Source organism: Flavobacterium sp. FPG59 (genome assembly GCF_002150205.1).
In the GTDB taxonomy this organism is placed as follows: Bacteria; Bacteroidota; Bacteroidia; order Flavobacteriales; family Flavobacteriaceae; genus Flavobacterium.
In genome coordinates, this window is sequence record NZ_MTCA01000325.1 from 1 (window position 1) to 2,170 (window position 2,170).

At 26.5% G+C, this 2,170-nt stretch carries 3 protein-coding genes; all 3 read left to right on the forward strand.

From position 1 onward, the window contains the following. The first annotated feature begins 606 nt into the window (after window positions 1-606). Window positions 607-996, forward strand: coding sequence for a hypothetical protein (locus tag FPG59_RS15585; RefSeq protein ID WP_086455464.1), 390 nt, complete (start codon window positions 607-609; stop codon window positions 994-996). 61 nt (window positions 997-1,057) lie between these two features. Continuing rightward, window positions 1,058-1,780, forward strand: a complete 723-nt coding sequence (locus FPG59_RS15590; RefSeq protein WP_086455465.1) for a GLPGLI family protein — start codon at window positions 1,058-1,060, stop codon at window positions 1,778-1,780. Beyond that, the coding region (locus FPG59_RS15595) for a carboxypeptidase-like regulatory domain-containing protein (protein WP_254906722.1) at window positions 1,767-2,170 on the forward strand (404 nt) is incomplete at its 3' end. The genes FPG59_RS15590 and FPG59_RS15595, both read left to right, overlap by 14 nt.

The following is a 2,170-nucleotide window of genomic DNA, read 5'->3' on the forward strand; positions in this document are numbered from 1 at the left end:
ACCTTTTTTTAACTCACAATCAATTAAATTGGAATAAAGCACAAACAAAACCAGATACAAATTAATAAAAAAAGCACAAAAACTTAATTATATCTCACTTGTCTATTGTTTAACTTTTTTTACACTTTTTGTGTAAAGCTAAACTCTACTTCAGTAATATCTTTGTCTTATAAATTTCTTTTAAAGATATCTAAAAGGTAAGATTTAATAGATCAGACAAAAAATTCTATCTTTTATCAGTCTATAGGTAATTGGAAAATAATAAGAAACCAAAAAGATTGAATTTTGCTTTACATCAGCTTTTTAAACAAGTAATCAATAAAATTTAATACAACAATAGGCATCAATACAAAAGTGCCAAAAAACAGATTAGTTTTTAAAACTATCGTGTTAATCAAAAAGATTTTCTCGATTCTAGATTGTGTAAAATCACACACAAAATAGAGCCGTCTAAATAAACCGCTTGCAAGCAAAAATCAATGTTACTTTTTAAAGAGTTGGTTTGGTAACATTTCTGATAAAAAAATCAACCACAAAAAACAGCCATACTTAAAAAATGTTTTCGACGACATAAAGTATGACTGCAAATAATTAAAAAACAAAAATATGAAAAAATTATTATTTGGTCTAGTGGCTACAGTTATGATTTCACTTAGTGGATTTGCTAATGTTTCGCCATTAAAATCTTTTGAAACTAGTATTAATAAAGAATTACCACAAGAAGTTCAAATACAATATTCTTACGGTAACAAGAAAGTTTCTACAAATAAGACCTTTACTTCTCAAGGTTTGGAAATGCAAACTTATATCGATTCCGAACTTGATAAAATGGAATCTGTATTAAACTCGTTAAGTAATGCTAAAGAATTAACTTGTAGTGCTACAGTTCACGTTGGGACTGCAAACAATTATATTGAGGTAACTGTTTCTGGGCCTTGTTCAGAAATTGCCGCCCAAGTTAAAAAATTAAAAAGAGAGTTAATGGCATCCTTGTAAACATTTATTTTAATAATAATCCTTCAAATAAAATTTGAAGGATTATTTAAAACATACAAATATGAAAACAATAAATTTCATTTTAATATTTTTTTATAGTTCATTATTATTTTCGCAAAAAGTTGAGTTTAATAGCAAGATTGAATACGAGATGAATTTTTTGTTAAAAAATTATAATGCCGTACTATTATATAATACTGAAAAATCAGTTTTTACATATTCTGATTTAGCGAACGATGACGAAAAAACTGATGATGAGGGAAACATTAATATAACAGTAGCTGACACTATTTCACATTTAGTTTATAACAACATCATAGAAAAAAAGCTTTATAACTATACCTGCATATTCTCTCCAAAAAAACATGAATGGGTTGAAGAAAGTACACCTGATTTTAATTGGATAAAAATAAATGGAACAAAAACAATCAATAATTTATTATGCAATAAAGCAACTTGTACTTTTAGAGGCAGAAATTATACCGCATGGTATTCTCCTGAAATAAAGAACGATTATGGACCATGGAAATTCAGCGGTTTACCAGGATTGATATTAGAAATTTATGATTCTGAGAATGAGGTTCACTTTTTAGTAAAAAGAATTAGCATTCCATTTGATTGCTCAGTTGTAATTAAGCCAAATAATACAATTCCTTATGATAAAGTAAGACTCATTCAAAAGGAAAAAACAGACGAATTCATTAAAAAAATGGAATCGAAACAAGAACGTGGATTTTCAATTAAAGTAAAAGTTAATAGCCAACAGCAAATTGAAAGAGAGTAAAAATATATTATTTTGTCTAGTACTTTTAATCACAAGTAACAGTATATATTGCCAAACTACAATATTTGGTTATTCAAGAAACTCTGAAAGCAAAATAGCTTTAAATTCAAGTGTAATACTGAAAAATATAAATTCTAAAGAAATTCTAGTTTTTAGCGACACAAATGAAAAAGGATATTATGAACTAAAAACTAACAAAACGGGGAAATTTACATTAACATTTTCAACACTTAATTATGATACGCAAACTATAGAAATTGAAATTACAGCCAAAACCAAAGTAATCGAAAAAAATATTTTTTTAGCTTTTAAACCAGTTGAATTACGGGAAATCATAATCAAAAAAGAAAAACCAATTTCAATTAAAAAAGACACTATTGTCTTTAATGC

What these genes read in the sequence shown, in the direction of transcription:
- FPG59_RS15585 (WP_086455464.1), top strand. Translation starts at nt 607, where the DNA reads ATGAAAAAATTATTATTTGGTCTAGTGGCTACAGTTATGATTTCACTT.
- FPG59_RS15590 (WP_086455465.1), top strand. Translation starts at nt 1,058, where the DNA reads ATGAAAACAATAAATTTCATTTTAATATTTTTTTATAGTTCATTATTA.